The organism is Amycolatopsis nalaikhensis (assembly GCF_030264295.1).
Classification (GTDB): Bacteria; Actinomycetota; Actinomycetes; order Mycobacteriales; family Pseudonocardiaceae; genus Amycolatopsis; species Amycolatopsis nalaikhensis.
The window spans coordinates 231,025-247,274 of sequence record NZ_CP127173.1 but is presented as its reverse complement, the minus strand read 5'-3'; the positions used below and the strand labels follow the sequence as shown (position 1 = coordinate 247,274).

Here is a 16,250-nt window from a genome sequence, read left to right as displayed (position 1 = left end):
ACGGCGCGGATGAAAGGATGGGCGCGTGTCGAGCACCTGGTTCCTGTTCGTGGTCATCGCCGTCGTCGTGCTGGTCGCCCTGCTGGTGACCGGCCTGCTGGTCGCGCGCAAGCGCCGGATCAGCCTGGACGCCCAGCGCGAGGTCGAGGAGAAACCGAAGGGCGGCACGTACGCGGCGAGCGGCGGCATCGCGCTCGCCCCCGGCGGCACGGCCGAAGCCCCGGAAGTCGAGCACCCGGTGGAAGACCGGCCGGAGGTCGACGGCCAGCCCGCGGTGGGCGACGACGCGGCGGTTCCGCGCGACTCGGCCCAGCGCACGGTCACCGACGTCAAGCTGCCCGACGAGCCCGCGCCGGCGCCGGACGTCGAGGAGATCGAACCCGCGTCGGGCCGCATGGAGCGGCTGCGCGGGCGGCTGTCGAAGTCGCGGTCGGTGTTCGGGACGAGCCTGCTGGGCCTGCTCGGCGCCGGTGACCTCGACGAGGACTCCTGGCAGGACGTCGAAGACACGCTCCTGCTGGCCGACCTCGGCGCGGCGACGACGAACCAGATCGTCGAGCGCCTGCGTGACGAGCTGTCCCGCCGCGCGATCCGCTCGTCGGCCGAGGCGCGCGAAGTGCTCCACGAGGTGCTGACGGCGCAGCTGTCGACCGACAGCGAGCGCGCGGTGCGGGCGCTGCCGCACATCGTCGACGGCAAGAAGCAGCCGGCGGTGGTCCTGGTGGCTGGCGTGAACGGCACGGGCAAGACGACGACCACGGGCAAGCTCGCCCGCGTCCTGGTGGCCCAGGACAAGACGGTGGTGCTGGGCGCGGCGGACACGTTCCGCGCGGCGGCGGCCGACCAGCTCCAGACGTGGGCCGAGCGCGTGGGCGCGGAGGTCGTCCGCGGCAAGGAGGGCGCGGACCCGGCGGCGGTGGCGTTCGACGCGGTCAAGCGCGGCGTGGACACGGGGGTCGACGCGGTCCTGGTGGACACGGCGGGCCGTCTGCACACGAAGACGGGCCTGATGGACGAGCTGGGCAAGGTCAAGCGCGTCGTAGAGAAGCAGGCGAAGGTCGACGAGGTGCTGCTGGTCCTCGACGCGACGACGGGCCAGAACGGGCTGATGCAGGCCCGCGTGTTCGCCGAGGTCATCGACGTGACGGGCATCGTGCTGACCAAGCTGGACGGCACCGCCAAGGGCGGCATCGTGTTCCAGGTCCAGAAGGAGCTGGGGGTCCCGGTGAAGCTCGTCGGGCTCGGCGAGGGGCCGGACGACCTGGCCCCCTTCGAGCCGGGCGCCTTCGTGGACGCCCTGCTCGGCTAGCCGATCCGGCGGCCGCTGAGCCTGTCGTAAACGGGCTGCCCTCGCTTCAGAGCGTCCTCGTGGGCTCGACGCGGCCTGGCGCGGCCTGGCCCTGCCGGTTGTCCAAGGCCGCCAGCTCGTGCCGCCGCGGCGGAGGCGGCGGCACGACGACCTGCCTGCGGTTCCGCCAGCTCGGCGAACCGTCCGACGAAGGCGGCGCCCGCCGTCTGCCCCAGCCAGCTGAGCGACAGGCTCCGGCGCCGGGATTTGATACCGCGATATTCGGGTGACTTGCGGTGGGCACCGGCGCACAATCCGGACATGCCCGGTTGACGCCCGTCCGCGCGTGCCCCTCCTCGTGACCGACGCCGCCAAGCCGTCGCCCGTCACGAGAGGAACCGCCATGACCACCATCCACGGCGACCGGGTCCTGCTGCGCCCGATCGCCGAAACCGACCGGGCTCGCGTGCGCGAGATCCTGGGCACCCCGGAAGTCGCCCGCTGGTGGGGCGAGCCGGACCGGGAAACCGAAGGCCTCTTCGCCGTCGAGGAGGGCTTCGCCAGCTACGTCATCGAACTCGACGGCGTCGCCGTCGGGGTGATCCAAAGTTCCGAAGAGCTGGACCCGCTCTACCGCCACGCCGGGATCGACATCGGGGTGCACCCGGACTTCCACGGCCGGGGCCTCGGCACCGACGCCCTGCGCACCCTCGCCCGGCACCTGTTCGCCCGCGGCCACCACCGGCTGACCATCGACCCGGCGGCGGCCAACGAAGCCGCGATCCGGGTCTACACGAAAGTGGGATTCCGGCCGGTCGGCGTCCTGCGCGACTACGAACGCGCGCCGGACGGCACCTGGCACGACGGCCTGCTCATGGACCTGCTGGTCGGTGAGCTGGCCTAGACCGTGACCGCGGCCTGGGAGAGGCTCGCGCCCAGCGCGTCGGCCACCCGCTGCACCGCCGGGGCGATGTGCGCCACCGCCTCGGCGGTCAGCCGCCCCGACGGGCCCGACACCGACACCGCCGCCGGGACCGGCGCGCCCGGGACAGCCACCGCGACGCACCGGACGCCCAGCTCCTGCTCCGCTTCGTCGAGCGCGTAGCCCTGCGAAGCGATCCGCGACAGCTCGACGGCCAGCGCGTCCGGGTCGGTGAACGTGTGCTCGGTGTAGGCGGGCATGCCCGTCCGCGAGAGCAGTTCGCGCACGTCGTCGAGCGGCAGGTGGGCCAGCATCGCCTTGCCGACGCCGGTGCCGTGCGGCAGCAGCCGCCGCCCGACCTCGGTGAACATCCGCATCGAGTGCTTCGAAGGCACCTGGGCCACGTACACGACTTCGTCGCGCTCCAGGACCGCCAGGTTCGCCGTCTCGCCGACCTCCTCGACCAGCTCCGCCAGCAGCGGCCGCGCCCACGCGCCGAACTGCATGCTCGCGTTTTCGCCCAGCCGGATGAGCCGGGCGCCCAGCGCGTAGCGGCGGTTGGTGTTCTGCCGGACGTACCCCAGGTCGACCAGCGTGCGGATGAGCCGGTGGATCGTCGGCATCGGCAGCCCGGACAGCGTCGCCAGCTCGGACAGGCTGGCCTCGCCACCGGTGTCCGCGAGGTGTTCCAGCAGCTCGAAGGCGCGCTGCAGGGACTGGACGCCGCCGTCGCGACCGTTCTTCTCCGCCGGCACGGTGGCCCTCCTTACGTCGGCGTTGAGCTTCCGCTATGCAGAAACTATAGTCCGGCTGGTAGAAAACCGTAGGGCCGTTATCCAAAGATCCGAACCCTCGAGGTGTTTCCCCATGTCTTCTGAAGTCCAGGTGCTGGGCGACCCGGTCGAGCGCGGCGACGAGATCCTCACGCCGGAGGCGCTCGAGTTCCTCGCCGGCCTCCACGACGCCTTCGCCGGCCGCCGCGACCAGCTGCTCCAGGCGCGGAGCAAGCGTCGCGAGGAGGCCCGGACCACCGGCAGGCTCGACTTCCTGCCGGAGACCAAGGAGATCCGCGAAGGAGACTGGCAGGTCGCCGGTGCGCCCGCCGCGCTGCGGGACCGCCGCGTCGAGATCACCGGGCCGACCGACCGCAAGATGACCATCAACGCGCTCAACTCCGGCGCGAAGGTGTGGCTGGCCGACCTCGAGGACGCGAACACCCCGCACTGGGCGAACGTCGTGTCCGGCCAGGTCAACCTGTACGACGCCATCCGCGAGACGATCACGCTGGAGAGCGGCGGCAAGAGCTACGCGCTCTCCGGCGACGTCGAGCACGCCACGATCGTGGTCCGCCCGCGCGGTTGGCACCTGCCCGAAGCCCACCTGACCTTCGGCGGCCGCGAGGGCGTCGGCGCGCTGGTCGACTTCGGCCTGCACTTCTTCCACAACGCGGCCGAGCTGCTCAAGCGCGGCAAGGGCCCGTACTACTACCTGCCGAAGATGGAGAGCCACCTCGAAGCGCGGCTCTGGAACGACGTCTTCACCCACGCCGAGAAGACCCTCGGCATCGAGCACGGCACCGTCCGCGCGACCGTGCTGATCGAGACCATCCCGGCCGCGTTCGAGATGGAGGAGATCCTCTACGAGCTGCGCGAACACGCCTCCGGCCTCAACGCGGGCCGCTGGGACTACCTGTTCAGCGTGATCAAGTACTTCCGCGACGCGGGGGAGAAGTTCGTGCTGCCGGACCGCAACTCGGTCACCATGACCGCGCCGTTCATGCGGGCCTACACCGAGCTGCTCGTGCGCACCTGCCACAAGCGCGGCGCGTTCGCGATCGGCGGCATGGCCGCGTTCATCCCGAGCAAGGACCCCGAGGTCAACAAGGGCGCCTTCGAGAAGGTCCACGCGGACAAGTCCCGCGAGGCCGGCGACGGCTTCGACGGCTCCTGGGTCGCGCACCCGGGCATGGTCGCCCTCTGCAAGGAGGAGTTCGACAAGGTCCTCGGCGACAAGCCGAACCAGCTCGAGCGCACCCGCGACGAGGTCAGCGTCACCGCCGACCAGCTGCTGGACGTCGCTTCGACGCCGGGTGGCGCGACGGCGGCGGGCCTGCGTGCCGCGGTCGACGTCGGCGTCCGCTACATCGCGTCCTGGCTGGGCGGCAACGGCGCGGCGGCCATCCACAACCTGATGGAGGACGCGGCGACGGCGGAGATCTCGCGGTCGCAGGTCTGGCAGTGGGTCAAGAACGGGACCACTTTGGACACCGGCGACGTCGTGACGTCGGAGCTGGTGCGCGGGGTGCTGGCCGACGTCCGCGGCGAGCTGGCGGGCGAGCTCAAGCCGGAGCTGCTGGAGCCGGCCGTGGAGCTGTTCGAGCAGGTCGCGCTGGCCGACGAGTTCCCGGACTTCCTGACGCTGCCCGCCTACGAGCGGATCAAGTAGGTGCGTCTTCCCGAAGACGTCTACACCGCCGCCGACGCGCGCCTGGCTTCGGCCGACGCGCGCGTCGCGGCGGCGTACCCGGGCGAGCGGCCGGGGCGGCAGCCGGTGCACACCGTGTACGTCCCGGCGTCGCAGTACCGGACGCGCCTGGTCGCCGACTGGGGCAAGCAGGCGATGCGCGTGTTCATCGAGCACGCCGACCTCCTCGACGTCGATGCCGACGTCTACGAGCGCGTGCGGGCGAAGCTGCTCACCGAGCCGATCGAGGACCTGCGGATCGACTTCGAAGACGGCTACGGCCGCGTGCCCGACGACGTCGAAGACGCGGCCGCGCTGGCGGCCGGGCAGACTCTGGCGACCACGGGCGGGACGCCGTTCTGCGGCATCCGCTTCAAGAGCTTCGAGGCGGCGACGCGCCGTCGCGGGATCCGCACCCTGGACTTGTTCCTGGGCTCGCTGCTGGACAACGGGCCGCTGCCGCCCGGCTTCGTCGTCACCCTGCCGAAGGTGACGGCGGTCGAGCAGGTCTCGGTGGCCGCGGAAGTGTTGGCGCACTTGGAATCGGCGTACGGGCTCGCTTCGGGTGTCCTGCGCTTCGAGGTCCAGATCGAGACCGCTCAGTCCATTGTGGACCTCGACGGGACGTTGTCGGTGGCGCGGATCGTGCACGCGGCCGAGGGCCGGTGCGCGGGCCTGCACTACGGGACGTACGACTACAGCGCCGGGCTCGGCATCGCGGCGGCGTACCAGAGCATGGAGCACCCGGCGGCGGACCTGGCGAAGGGGCTGATGCAGGTCTCGGCGGCGGGCACGGGCGTCCGGCTGTCGGACGGCTCGACCAACCGCCTCCCGATTGGCGACGCGCTGCCGTCGGCGTGGGCCGAGCACCTGCGCCTGGTCCGGCGGTCGTTGGAACGCGGCTTCTACCAGGGCTGGGACCTGCACCCGCACCAGCTGCCGACGCGCTTCGCGGCGACGTACACGTTCTTCCGCTCGGGATCCGCCGCCGCGGCGGAGCGGCTGACGGCATACGCGTCGAAGGTGGCCGGGGGAGTGCTGGACGAACCGGCGACGGCCCAGGCCTTGGCGGTCTACCTGCTGCGCGGGCTCGACTGCGGGGCGCTGGACGAGGGCGAGCTGCCGTTCGGGCGGCCGGAGCTGGAGAAGTACGCCCGGCGCGAGGGGTGAGTCACCTTCCCGGCGGCCGGGCCGTCGGGAAGGCATGCACACCACGTTCATCGTCATCACGATCGTGCTCAACGCCGCCGTCGGCCTCGCCGACCTGGCCAAGGCGAAGTTCGTCCTCGCGACATCGGCCGCGGTCGACGTCCCGCCGAGCTGGCTGCCCGCGCTCGGGGCGCTCAAGCTCGCCGGAGCCGCCGGTCTCACGCTCGGCCTGCTGGGCGTGCCGCTGATCGGCGTCGCCGCGGCGGTCGGCCTGGTCCTGTTCTACGTCGGCGCGATCGTCGCCCACATAAGGGCGCGCAAGTTCGCCACCGGCGTCGCCCCGCTGTTCTTCCTCGGCCTGGCCGCGGCGGCGATCTAACGCAGCCGCGGCAGGGCGTCGCGCGCGAAGTGGCTCAGCGTCCGCAGATCCGCCGCGAACCGCTCGCGGTGCTCCGGCGGCAGCGGCTTGAAGAAGAACTGCTCGATGTTCTCCACGTGCACGCGGCTGGCCCGCACGGTGGTTTCGTCGCCCAGCGCGGTCAGCCGCACGAGCTGGACGCGGCCGTCGTCGGGGGAGACCGTCCGGGTCACCAGGCCCATGGCCGCCATCCGGTCGACGAGCCGGGTGGCACCGCCGGAGGTGAGCACCTGCTCCTGCGCGATGGACCGCATGGTGAGCCCGGCATCCCCCGCGCGGCCGACGATCAGCAGCACCTCGTACATCAGGTGCGTGATCCCGCATTCGCGTTCCAGGGCCCGGCCGAGCAGGTACTCCAGCCGGTTCGCCGCGCCCTGCAGCCGTCCGAAGGCCAGGATGCGGGGGTCGTACCCCGCCTGCTTCGCCGAGGTGATCTCGGGGTCCACTTCACTCCTCCACGCGCAACGCGAGGTAGACGTCGAGCTGGTCGGTGAACTCCGTGAGGTCCGCGCCGAGCAGCTCGCCCGCCCGGCCGATGCGGTAGCGCAACGTGTTCACGTGGACGTGCAGGGCTTTCGCCGCCCGGGTCGGCGATCCCGAGCACTCGAGGAACACCCGGACCGTGTGCACCAGGTCCGTGTGCTGCTCGGCGTCGTAGTCCAGCAGCGGCCCGAGGACGCGTCGCCGCACGGCCGCGCGCAGGCCGTCCGGGGCACCGGCCAGGAGCAGCTGGTGCACGTCCACCTCGCCCGCCGCCACCACCGCGACCCGCCCCGAACGCCGGGCCGCCACGGACAGCGCGTAGTGCGCGGCCTCCCGGGCCTCGTCGCGCGAGCCGGGATCGCTGACCCCGCACAGGATCCGCTTCGCCTGGAGTAATGGCTCCACAGTGGACAGTTCGGTCGCGGACGGCCGCAGGGCGGTGGCGGCGTACGACGTGTCCCCGGCGGAGTCGAGCAGCACGCCGTCGGGCAGCAGTTCTCGCAGGACGTCTCGGCTCTCATCGCTGCCTTCGGTCCGCAACGCGACAACGCGCGCTTCGCCGGGTAGTTCGGCCTCGGGCGGAATCGACCGCGCCCGCGTGACGCCGACGAGCCCGGCCAGTTCCTCGGCCAGCTCGGCCTGCGCCGTGCTCAACGGCCCGCCGACGGCGACCAGCCACGGCACCGCGTGCCGCCCCTCGACCGGGACCAGCGTCAGCGACCCCGGCTCGCGCGCGGCGTACCGGCGGACGACGTCTTCGCCCGGCGTCGGCAGCGGCGACGTCCCGGCGACGACCCGGCCGAGTCCCGACAGCACCCAGCAGGGCAGCCCCAGCTCCGCCGACGCGCGCTCCAGCAGCGTCTCGACCGGCGCGTCGGCGGCCGCCTGCAAACGCTTGCGCGCGCTGTCCGAGGCCGCCGCCAGTGCCAGCACCACCTGCTCGGTGATCACCGAGAACGACAGGTCGGCCGGCACCTCCAGCAGCGGGATCCGGTGCCGGACGCAGGCGTCGACGACATCGTCCGGGATCCCGCCCGAGTCGGCGCCCGACGCCGCCAGCGCCGCCGCGCCCGAGCGGGCCAGCGCGGCCACGAACGGCTCGGCGTCGCCCGGCGCGCGCCACCAGAGCAGGCCGGAAAGCACCAGCTCACCGGCCGACAGATACCGTCCGGGGTCGGACAGCTCCGTGACGTAGATGCGCGTCACCGGCCGGTCGAGCAGGTCGGCGCCGGCGCGCGGGCGCAGCCGCAGCCCGGGCAGGCCCAGCAGAGTTTTCACGGTCGTCATCAGGCTTGTAGGAAAGCACAAGCCGGGCCCGTTCCGCTGCCGTGCGTTTCATGCTCGCTGCCGTTGCCGCCCGCTCCCGGTTGGGCGTCTACTGGTCTATCGCCCGCACGCGAAGGAGCAAGAGTGGACTTCCTGCGTCCCACGACGCTCGCCGAGGCCCTCGCCGTCAAGGCCGAGCGGCCGGACGCCGTGCCCATCGCCGGGGGCACCGACGTCATGGTCGAGCTGAATTTCGACCACCGGCGCCCCGACGCTCTGCTGGACCTGACCAGCGTCCCCGAGCTGGCCGAGTGGTCCACATCGGACGGCACGGTCCGGCTCGGCGCCGGGGTCCCGTACAGCCGCGTCATCACTGAGCTGGGTGAATCCGTCCCGGCGCTCGCCATGGCCTCGCGCACGGTCGGCTCGCCGCAGATCCGCAACCGCGGCACCGTCGGCGGCAACCTCGGCGCCGCCTCGCCCGCCGGCGACACCCACCCCGTGCTGCTCGCCCTGGACGCGCGGGTCGAGGTGGCCTCCGTCCGGGGGAGCCGGATCCTCCGTGCGGAGGATTTCTACGTCGGCGTGAAACGCCACGCCCTCGCGCCGGACGAGCTGATCACCGCCGTCCACCTGCCGGACAACGCCGGGCCGCAGCAGTTCGCCAAGGTCGGTACGCGCAACGCGATGGTCATCGCGGTCTGCTCCTTCGCACTGTCCCTCCGGGACGGCCGGGTCGGCGCCGCGGTCGGGTCCGCCGCGCCGACGCCCCGCCGCGCTCCGGCCGCCGAGGAGTTCCTGGCCGCCGAGCTGCCGTGGGGCTCGACGGACGCGCTGCCCGACTCGCTGAAGCGCCGCTTCGGCGACCTGGTGGCCGAAGCGGCGTCGCCGATCGACGACGTCCGGGGCAGTGCCGCGTATCGGAAGCACGCGCTGGGGGTACTCGCGCGGCGGACGTTGACCTGGGCTTGGGACGAACACCGGACGGGGGAGCGCGCATGCGCCTGAATGTCACGATCAACGGCGAAAATCGCCAGACGGACGACGTCTGGGAGGGCGAAAGCCTGCTCTACGTGCTGCGGGAGCGACTCGGCCTGCCGGGCTCGAAAAACGCCTGTGAGCAGGGCGAATGCGGCTCGTGCACGGTCTACCTCGACGACGTCCCGGTGTGCGCCTGCCTGGTCGCGGCCGGGCAGGCCGAGGGCCGCGTCGTCCGCACGGTCGAGGGACTGGCCGACGGCGACACGCTCGACCCGGTCCAGCAATCCTTTGTGGACGCGGGTGCGGTGCAGTGCGGCTTCTGCACGCCGGGCCTGGTCGTCGCGGCGCACGACCTGCTGAACCGCGTCCCGGACCCGTCCGACGAGGAGATCCGCGAGGCACTGGCGGGCAACCTCTGCCGCTGCACCGGCTACGAGAAGATTCTCGACGCGGTGCGCGCGGTCGCGAAGGGCGGTGTCGCGTGAAGACGCTCATCAGCGGCGCGGCGATCGCCACGGTCACCGGCGAGGAGTACGCGAGCGGGCACGTCGTCATCGAGAACGACCGGATCGCCGCGGTCGGCGAGGGCGTGTACACCGGCGAGTTCGACGAGCGCGTCGACGCCTCGGGCTGCCTGGTCACGCCGGGCCTGATCAACACGCACCACCACCTCTACCAGTGGGCGACCCGCGGGCTGGCCGCCGACCACACGCTCTTCGAGTGGCTGGTCGCGCTCTACCCGGTGTGGGGCCGCCTCGACGACGAGATCACGCACGCCGCGGGCACGGCCGGGATGGCCCGGCTGGCCCTGACCGGCTGCACGACCGTCGCCGACCACCACTACGTCTTCCCGCGCGACGGCGGCGACCAGGTCGCGGCGCTGGCCGCGGCCCGGCAGCGGATCGGCGTCCGGCTGCACGTCGTGCGCGGCTCGATGGACCGCGGCGAGTCCGACGGCGGCCTGCCGCCGGACAACCTCGTCGAGTCGACCGAGGACGCGCTGACCGGCACGGAGGCGGCGATCGACCGCTTCCACGACGACTCGCCGGAGGCGCACCTGCAGATCGCCGCGGGCCCGTGCTCGCCGTTCTCGGTCACCGAGCGGCTGATGTCCGGCGCGGCCGAGCTGGCGCGGCGCAAGGGCGTCCGCCTGCACACGCACCTCGCCGAGACGCTCGACGAAGAGCGGCAGTGCCTGGCCGAGGTCGGCTGCACGCCCGCCGAGTACGCCGACAAGCTCGGCTGGCTCGCCGACGACGTCTGGCTCGCGCACACCATCCACCTCGCGCCCGAGGCGATCCGCCGCTTCGGCGCGACCGGCACGGGCTCGGCGCACTGCCCGACGTCCAACGGCCGGATCGGCGCGGGCATCGCCCCGGTCCGCGACCTGCTCGACGCGGGCGTGCCGGTCGGCCTCGGCGCCGACGGGGCCGCGTCCAACGAGTCCGGCGGCCTCGGCGAAGAGCTGCACCAGGCGTTGCTGCAGGCCCGCCAGCGCGGCGGGCCACGCGGGCTGACCACACGCGAAGCGCTGTGGATGGGAACGATGGGCGGCGCCCGCTGCCTCGGCCGCGACGGCGACCTGGGCTCGCTCGAGCCCGGAAAGCTCGCCGACCTCGCCGTCTGGGACCTGACCGGGCTGAACTACGCCGGGATCACCGACCCGGTCGCGGCGCTGGTGCTGGGCACGACGCCGCCGTTGCGCCGGCTGTTCGTCGGCGGCAAGGCCGTCGTCGAGGACGGCACCCTGCGCGAAGCCGACGAGTCCGCCATCGCGGGCGAGCTGGCGGCCGCGAGCGCCCGGCTGAGGGAGGGCAGATGACCACGACTTCCGTCACGACGCCGACCGCGAACGGCGTCGGCGCGTCGCCGCGGCGGCCCGACGGCACGGTGAAGGTACGCGGCGAGTTCGCGTACTCCTCGGACCTGTGGCACGAGGACATGGTGTGGGGCGTGACGTTGCGCAGCCCCCATCCGTACGCGCGGATCACGTCGATCGACATCGCCGATGCCCTTGCGGTGCCCGGTGTTTACGCGGTGCTGACGCACGAGGACGTCCCCGGCGTCAACCGCTACGGCCTCGAGCACGCCGACCAGCCGGTGCTCGCGTCGGACGTCGTGCGGTACCAGGGCGAACCGGTCGCGCTGGTCGCCGCCGACCACCCGGAAACCGCGCGGCGGGCGATGAAGCGGATCGTCGTCGCCTACGAAGAGCTTTCGCCGGTGACGGACTCCGAAGCGGCTGTCGCGGGCGAAGGGCCTTCGCTGCACGACGGCGGCAACGTCGTGCGGCACGTGAAGATCCGGCGTGGTCCGCAAGATCTTGCCGCCGACGTCGTCGTTTCGGGCGTGTACGAGGTCGGCATGCAGGACCAGGCGTTCCTCGGCCCGGAGTCGGGGCTCGCCGTGCCGGACACCGAGGGCGGCGTCGACCTGTACGTCGCGACGCAGTGGCTGCACGTCGACCAGCAGCAGATCGTCGCCGCTTTGGGATTGCCCACGGAGAAGGTGCGGCTGACCCTGGGTGGTGTCGGCGGCGCGTTCGGCGGCCGCGAGGACCTGTCGATGCAGGTGCACGCGTGCCTGCTGGCGTTGCACACCGGCAAGCCCGTGAAGATGGTCTACAACCGCGAAGAGTCCTTCTACGGCCACGTGCACCGCCACCCGGCGAAGATGTACTACGAGCACGGCGCCACTCGCGACGGACGTCTCGTGTACGTGCGCACGCGGTTGTTCCTGGACGGCGGCGCGTACGCGTCCTCGACCGGCGCGGTGGTCGCGAACGCGGCGACCCTCGGCGTCGGACCGTACAAAGTGGACAGCGTGGCGGTGGACTGCTGGGGCACTTATACGAACAACCCGCCGTGCGGCGCGATGCGCGGCTTCGGCGCCGTGCAGGCCGCGTTCGGCTACGAGTCCCAAATGGACAAACTCGCTCTTGCCTGTGGCCTCGATCCGGTCGAGATCCGCGTCCGCAACGCCATGAGCGAAGGCGACCTGATGCCGACCGGCCAGGTCGTCGACTCCGCGGCACCGGTCGCGGAGCTGCTGACCCGCGTGCGGGAGATGCCGATGCCGCCGGAGCGGCCGTTCGACCTGCGGCACATGCCGGGCGGGGTGTCGAACACGACGCACGGCGAAGGCGTCGTCCGCGGAGTCGGGTATGCCGTGGGCATCAAGAACGTCTGCTTCTCCGAGGGCTTCGACGACTACTCGACGGCCCGGGTGCGCCTGCAGCTGGTCGGCGGCGAACCGGCGGCGACCGTGCACACAGCGGCGTGCGAGGTCGGCCAGGGCCTGGTGACGATCATGCAGCAGATCGTGCGCACCGAGCTGGGCGTCGACCAGGTGACGATCTTGCCGATGGACACGTCGATCGGCAACGGCGGCTCGACGTCGGCGTCGCGCCAGACCTACGTCACCGGCGGGGCGGTCCAGGCGGCGTGCGCGGCGGTCCGGGCGCGGCTGCTGTCCCGGTTCGACCACCGGGTGCGCGTGGTCGGCGGCAAGCTCGTCGCGGCCGACGGGCAGGTGCTCGCCGACCTGGTGGACGTCCTCGGCGACGACGTCTACGACGAAACTGTGGAGTGGCGGCACCGGCCGACGTCCGCGCTGGACCCGGAAACCGGGCAGGGCACCGCGCACGTGCAGTACGCGTTCGCGGCGCACCGGGCGGTCGTCGACGTCGACACGGAACTGGGCCTGGTCAAGGTGGTCGCGCTGGACTGCGCACAGGACGTCGGCAAGGCGCTGAACCCCCAGGCCGTAATGGGCCAGATCCAGGGCGGCTCGGCGCAGGGGCTCGGGCTGGCGGTGATGGAGGAGATCCAGACGTCGGGCGGCAAGATCCGGAACCCGTCGTTCACCGACTACCTGATCCCGACGGTGCTGGACATGCCGCCGATGAGCATCGACGTCCTGGAGCGCCCGGACCCGCACGCGCCGTACGGCCTGCGCGGGGTCGGCGAGCCGCCGACGATCTCGTCGACCCCGGCGATCGTGGCCGCGATCCGCGCCGCGACCGGGCTCGCGCTCACGCGCGTCCCGGTGCGGCCGGAGCACCTGACCGCTACTTGAGCCGCCAGTTCTGGTTGGCGTCGTCGTTGCAGCCCCAGAGTTCGAGCTGCGTGCCGTTGACGTTGCCGGCGGGCTTGTCGCCGCCGGTGACGTCGACGCACAGGCCGGTCTGGGTTCCCGTGATCGAGCCGTCGGGGTTGAGCTTGAACTTCTGGTTCGCGCCGCCGTGGCAGGTCCAGACGATGAGCTTGGTCCCGGCGGTGGTGCCGCCCTCGGCGGCGTCGAGGCAGAGGCCGTTGGCCTTCAGCTCACCGGCGCCGGTGAAGGTCCAGGTCTGGTTGGCGCCGCCGTCGCAGTCCCAGATGTCGACCTTGGTGCCGGGCGTGGTGACGTTGCCGTTGATGTCGACGCAGCGTGCCGAGGACGCGCCCTGGAGGGGCCGGGCGGTGCTGCTGCCGGTGGCACCGGCCGTGACGCGGTAGACGACGGTGCTGTGCGAGGGGACGTTCGCGCTGATCGTGCCGGTGCTGGTGGTCTGCTCCTTGGACCAGAGGTTGGTGAGCCGGTAGGTCGAAGCGGCGGGCAGCCCGGCCGCGGCGGCTGTCGTGGAGATGGTCTTGGTGGTGCTGTTTTCGTTGAACAGCACGACGGCGACGTCGCCGTTTTGGAGGGGCTTCTTGAGGACGTCCAGACCGTTGCCGGTGGCGATCCGGGTGGCCTGCTTGCCGAGCGGGTCCTGGTCGATCGCGATGACGTCGGCGTTGAGGTAGGTCGAGAAGGTGGCGACGCTGGCGGAGCGGAGGTCGGCGCCCGCGATGAGCGGCGCGGCCATCGCGGCCCAGAGCGTGAAGTGGGCGCGGTCCTCCTGGAAGTCCATGCCGTCACCGACTTCGAGCATGTCGGGGTCGTTCCAGGCACCGGGCTTCGCGGCGGAGGCGAGGCCGACGTTCTGGCGGTAGATGGAGTCGATGCTGCCCCAGTTGTTGGTGATGTCCCCGGTGGTGCGCCAGAGGTTGCCGACGTCCGGCGCCCAGGTGGACGGGCTGAAGTTCCCCCATTCGCAGATGCTGTAGGCGATCGGGCGGCCGGTGGCCTTGAGCGCGTCGCGCATGGCGGAGTAGCGGCGGACGTAGTCCTGCTGGGTTTCCCCGGCGGGGCTGCCGCAGTTGTCGTACTTGAGGTAGTCGACGCCCCAGCTGGCGAAGAGGTTCGCGTCGGCCTGCTCGTGGCCGAGGCTGCCGGGGTAGTGCTGGCAGGTTTCGGTGCCCGCGCTTTCGTAGATGCCGAACTTCATGCCGCGGGCGTGGATGTAGTCACCGAGGGCTTTGAGGCCGCTGGGGAACTTCGCGGAGTCGGCGACGAGGTTGCCGTTGCCGTCGCGGGTTCGCGTCATCCAGCAGTCGTCGAGGTTGACGTAGGTGTAGCCGCGGTCGCGCATTCCGGAGCTGACCATGAGGTCGGTGGTCTGCTTGACGAGCGTCTCGTTGATGTCGCACTCGAAGGTGTTCCAGGTGTTCCAGCCCATCGGGGGTGTGCGGAGAAGCCCGTTTTCGAGGGCTTGCGCGGGCGGGCTGCTGAGTGCGGCGCCCGCCAGGACGGCGGCAAGGACGGCGAAGACTCGACGCATGGCGGCTCCCAACCGGACGGCGGTGTGAGGCAGGAGGACTAGACCACTGGGCAGCATCCGTGTCGGGTGCTGCGCGGTCAAGCGCCATTTTGAGTATTCGTGTTGGATTCCCGACTAAAGTTGTGCGTTCTCGTCGAGTAGACGCCGGGCCACGTCCACGGTGGCGGCCCCGGCGACGGCCATGGCCTCGGTGTCCCGCAGCGAGCGGCAGAGGACGAACGCGCCTTCGAGGTTGTTGACAGCCGTGATCGTCAGCGTCCGCGCGGCGGTCCGGCCGAGCCCGAACTTCCCGAACTTCTCGGTCCCGGCGTCGATCCAGGCGGTGAAGACGTCGGCGGTGGCCTGCCGCAGCGGTTCGTTGGTGGCGGCGACTTCCAGGGCGACGGTCGCGATCGGGCACCCTTCGACGTAGTCGGTGGCTTCGAGGGTGGCGATCCCGGCGGCGAAGAAGGCTTCGATCCCGCTGATCAGGTCGGGAGCGGGCGCGATGAAGAGGTCGAAGAGCTGGATGTAGGCGAGCCCGGAAGCTCCGGATGACCTCCTGCCCGAGCTGCTCCTTGCCCCCGGGGAAGAAGTGGTAGAGCGACCCGAAGGGAGCGTTCGCTTCCGAGACGATCTGCTTGAGCCCGGTGCCGGTGTAGCCGTTGCGCCGGAAGAGTTCCGCGCCGGCGGCCATGATGCGTTCCTTGGTCCCTGCCACCACGTCACGATACGCCCGGATTGATAGAGCGTTCTATCAATCCGGGCGCGGTGGCTAGTGGAGGTCCCAGGCCGGGCCCGCGTCCTCGGCGTCGTCGCGCAGGATGGTGCCCTCGATCAGCCCGTACGGCCGGTCCGCCGCGTAGAACACCTCGTTGTCGTTCTTCAGCCCGAACGGGCTCAAGTCGACCAGGAAGTGGTGCTTGTTCGGCAGCGACAGCCGTACCTCGGCCACCTCTTCGCGCGCCTTCAGCACCGCCTCGCCCATCGCGTACAACGTCTGCTGCAGCGAAAGGCTGTGCTTCGTCGCGAACGTCTCCAGCATCAGCCGCCGGATTTCGCGGTGGCTCTCCGCCCAGTCGATGTCCTCGCCCTCGTAACGCCAGCGCGCCGTGACCGCCGTCGCCAGGATCCGGTCGTCCGTCTCGGCGAGCGTCGTGTACTCGTCGCGCGGGAAACCGTGGAACTCCGAGCCCGTCGACTTGAGCAGCGTCAGGCCGTCGATGCCCGACACCACCCACGCGCGGTCGCCCTGCAGGGAGACGGCAGTCGTGCGGCGCTCGTCGCCTGAACGGCTGAACGCGTGGTCGTGCGGCTCGCCGCCCACCGCGATGCGGTCCCAGCCGTGCTCGTCGATCTTGATCCGCGCGCCCTTGATGTTCTCCTGCGTGCCGACGAAATGCCGGGCCAGGCGGAGCCCGAAGTCCTCGATTTCGCCGACCGGTGCCTCCTTTGCGAAGGCGTACACGGTGTTCTTCTGCGTGTCGGTCGCGAGCACGCCCGCGTTGTCGCCGGTCAGGTGCGTCGCGGCCAGCTCGCCGCGCAGCGACGTCGACACGGTCAGGTCCTTCAGGTGGTGCACGGGGCCGTCGCGGCGCACCGTCACCAGGCGGACCTCCGCCTTGCCGTACTGGTTGGGGCCCAGGGTGATGGCCAC

General features: G+C 71.5%; 15 protein-coding genes and 1 pseudogene. 9 read left to right on the top strand and 7 right to left on the bottom strand.

Annotation, left to right across the window (positions count from 1 at the left end):
- The first annotated feature begins 25 nt into the window (after positions 1 to 25).
- On the top strand, positions 26 to 1,309 hold the full coding sequence (gene ftsY / locus QP939_RS01275; protein WP_285454620.1) for a signal recognition particle-docking protein FtsY: 1,284 nt from the start codon (positions 26 to 28) through the stop codon (positions 1,307 to 1,309).
- Positions 1,310 to 1,691: 382 nt separating this feature from the next.
- Positions 1,692 to 2,192, top strand: coding sequence for a GNAT family N-acetyltransferase (locus QP939_RS01270; protein ID WP_285454619.1), 501 nt, complete (start codon positions 1,692 to 1,694; stop codon positions 2,190 to 2,192).
- On the opposite strand, the gene QP939_RS01265 is transcribed toward QP939_RS01270, so the two are convergent.
- On the bottom strand, positions 2,189 to 2,965 hold the full coding sequence (locus QP939_RS01265) for an IclR family transcriptional regulator (protein ID WP_285454618.1): 777 nt from the start codon (positions 2,963 to 2,965) through the stop codon (positions 2,189 to 2,191). The two genes, QP939_RS01270 and QP939_RS01265, sit on opposite strands and share 4 nt — an antisense overlap.
- Positions 2,966 to 3,077: 112 nt before the next feature.
- Between QP939_RS01265 and aceB the strand changes: the two genes are divergently transcribed.
- The 3 genes from aceB to QP939_RS01250 are packed head-to-tail and all read left to right on the top strand — an operon-like array spanning position 3,078 to position 6,201.
- Positions 3,078 to 4,655: a malate synthase A gene (aceB, locus tag QP939_RS01260; protein WP_285454617.1), complete on the top strand. Its 1,578-nt coding sequence runs from the start codon at positions 3,078 to 3,080 to the stop codon at positions 4,653 to 4,655.
- Positions 4,656 to 5,843: a DUF6986 family protein gene (locus QP939_RS01255; RefSeq protein WP_285454616.1), complete on the top strand. Its 1,188-nt coding sequence runs from the start codon at positions 4,656 to 4,658 to the stop codon at positions 5,841 to 5,843. It begins immediately after the preceding gene.
- 34 nt (positions 5,844 to 5,877) lie between these two features.
- On the top strand, positions 5,878 to 6,201 hold the full coding sequence (locus QP939_RS01250; RefSeq protein WP_285454615.1) for a DoxX family protein: 324 nt from the start codon (positions 5,878 to 5,880) through the stop codon (positions 6,199 to 6,201).
- Here QP939_RS01250 and QP939_RS01245 read toward each other — a convergent pair.
- On the bottom strand, positions 6,198 to 6,686 hold the full coding sequence (locus QP939_RS01245) for a MarR family winged helix-turn-helix transcriptional regulator (protein WP_285454614.1): 489 nt from the start codon (positions 6,684 to 6,686) through the stop codon (positions 6,198 to 6,200). The genes QP939_RS01250 and QP939_RS01245 overlap by 4 nt on opposite strands.
- A 1-nt stretch (position 6,687) precedes the next feature.
- The gene (locus tag QP939_RS01240) at positions 6,688 to 8,010 is read right to left on the bottom strand and encodes a PucR family transcriptional regulator (RefSeq protein ID WP_285454613.1); all 1,323 of its coding nucleotides are present in this window, start codon (positions 8,008 to 8,010) and stop codon (positions 6,688 to 6,690) included.
- Positions 8,011 to 8,133: 123 nt separating this feature from the next.
- Here QP939_RS01240 and QP939_RS01235 point away from each other — a divergent pair, with 123 nt between their 5' ends.
- The 4 genes from QP939_RS01235 to pucD are packed head-to-tail and all read left to right on the top strand — an operon-like array spanning position 8,134 to position 13,047.
- Positions 8,134 to 8,997, top strand: a complete 864-nt coding sequence (locus tag QP939_RS01235) for an FAD binding domain-containing protein (RefSeq protein ID WP_285454611.1) — start codon at positions 8,134 to 8,136, stop codon at positions 8,995 to 8,997.
- Positions 8,988 to 9,455 carry a (2Fe-2S)-binding protein gene (locus tag QP939_RS01230; protein WP_285454610.1) on the top strand — a complete coding sequence of 156 codons (468 nt, stop codon included), beginning with the start codon at positions 8,988 to 8,990 and terminating at the stop codon, positions 9,453 to 9,455. Before QP939_RS01235 ends, QP939_RS01230 begins: the two co-directional genes overlap by 10 nt.
- On the top strand, positions 9,452 to 10,792 hold the full coding sequence (locus QP939_RS01225) for an 8-oxoguanine deaminase (RefSeq protein ID WP_285454609.1): 1,341 nt from the start codon (positions 9,452 to 9,454) through the stop codon (positions 10,790 to 10,792). The genes QP939_RS01230 and QP939_RS01225 overlap by 4 nt, the downstream gene beginning before the upstream one ends.
- Positions 10,789 to 13,047: a xanthine dehydrogenase subunit D gene (gene pucD, locus QP939_RS01220; RefSeq protein WP_285454608.1), complete on the top strand. Its 2,259-nt coding sequence runs from the start codon at positions 10,789 to 10,791 to the stop codon at positions 13,045 to 13,047. Before QP939_RS01225 ends, pucD begins: the two co-directional genes overlap by 4 nt.
- Here pucD and QP939_RS01215 read toward each other — a convergent pair.
- The 4 genes and pseudogenes from QP939_RS01215 to pucL all read right to left on the bottom strand — a co-directional run bounded on the left by QP939_RS01215 (position 13,040) and on the right by pucL (position 16,250).
- Complete coding sequence (locus QP939_RS01215) at positions 13,040 to 14,614, bottom strand: glycoside hydrolase family 27 protein (RefSeq protein WP_285454606.1); 1,575 nt, start codon at positions 14,612 to 14,614, stop codon at positions 13,040 to 13,042. The two genes, pucD and QP939_RS01215, sit on opposite strands and share 8 nt — an antisense overlap.
- A gap of 114 nt (positions 14,615 to 14,728) precedes the next feature.
- Positions 14,729 to 15,049 (bottom strand): LmrA/YxaF family transcription factor, encoded by a 321-nt coding sequence (locus QP939_RS52160; protein ID WP_434219667.1) that lies wholly within the window; start codon positions 15,047 to 15,049, stop codon positions 14,729 to 14,731.
- Between the two features lie 163 nt (positions 15,050 to 15,212).
- Positions 15,213 to 15,290 (bottom strand): annotated as a pseudogene (locus QP939_RS52155) (TetR/AcrR family transcriptional regulator); the annotation flags it as partial.
- 78 nt (positions 15,291 to 15,368) lie between these two features.
- Positions 15,369 to 16,250, bottom strand: coding sequence for a factor-independent urate hydroxylase (gene pucL / locus QP939_RS01205; RefSeq protein WP_285454605.1), 882 nt, complete (start codon positions 16,248 to 16,250; stop codon positions 15,369 to 15,371).